This window comes from Achromobacter sp. 46006, assembly GCF_059761975.1.
In genome coordinates, this window is record NZ_JCBANN010000161.1 from 1 (window position 1) to 255 (window position 255).

General features: G+C 66.3%; 1 protein-coding gene. It reads left to right on the plus strand.

Annotated features, from left to right (window positions below; genetic code table 11):
- Window positions 1-255 (plus strand): ShlB/FhaC/HecB family hemolysin secretion/activation protein (locus AC6LKG_RS26635; protein WP_498170012.1); only part of this gene is annotated, 255 nt, incomplete at both ends.

Below are 255 nucleotides of genomic sequence, written 5' to 3' on the forward strand. Positions count from 1 at the left end.
CGGCAAGAACCAGGTCAACGCCGGCCTCACGCTCGATTCGCCGCTGTTCCTGTATGACCAGTTGTCGGTCTCCTGGAACAGCAACGCCGACCTGCGCAACAGCGACGCCGGCTCGCGCGCCGCCTCCCTCAACTACAGCATCCCGTTCGGCTACTGGACCCTGTTCGCCGGCGCCAGCAAGTCGCGCTACCGCCAGACCGTGGCCGGCTTCGAGGAACCCATCGTCTACGGCGGCACCAGCAAGCAGGTGGAGGT